Annotated in this window: 2 protein-coding genes; one reads left to right on the top strand and one right to left on the bottom strand. The window is 53.4% G+C overall.

What is annotated here, in order from left to right; genetic code table 11:
• Positions 1-265 (top strand): PaaI family thioesterase (locus tag BKN05_RS12305; RefSeq protein WP_286688764.1); only part of this gene is annotated, 265 nt, incomplete at its 5' end.
• Here the strand turns inward: BKN05_RS12305 and BKN05_RS12310 are convergent.
• On the bottom strand, positions 262-464 hold a 203-nt coding region (locus BKN05_RS12310; RefSeq protein WP_286688765.1), incomplete at its 5' end, for a 3-hydroxyacyl-CoA dehydrogenase family protein. The two genes, BKN05_RS12305 and BKN05_RS12310, sit on opposite strands and share 4 nt — an antisense overlap.

Below are 464 nucleotides of genomic sequence, written 5' to 3' on the forward strand. Positions count from 1 at the left end.
CGGCGGAGCCATGGTGTGTTTCGCAGAAGCGGTCGGTTCTTGGGCCGCAGTTATCCACGCCTCGCGGTTTGGCAAAGTCGCCGTTGGAGTAGACATTAATGCCACCCATCATTCGTCGGGAAGAAATGGTTGGGTAACGGCAACGGCAACGGCAATCAAACTGGGCAAAACAATGTGCAGCCACGAAGTCATCATCACGGACGACGTCGGCAAGCGATTGTGCACTGCGCGCATCAGCAATGCCATCGTTGATCCCCGAAATTAACATTGGGAATCACTGCTGTAATCGTAGAACCCTTTGCCTGCTTTTCGACCGAGCTCACCACGTTCCACCATTTCCCGCATGAGTTTCGGTGGAGCGAACCGCTTGCCCAGGGTTTCTTCCAAATATTCCGCAATCCCCAATCGGACATCCAAACCGACGATGTCAGTCAATTCTAGTGGGCCTACTGGGAATTTGTAGC

The organism is Corynebacterium sp. S5S1 (assembly GCF_001913985.1).
Lineage (GTDB): Bacteria > Actinomycetota > Actinomycetes > Mycobacteriales > Mycobacteriaceae > Corynebacterium > Corynebacterium marquesiae.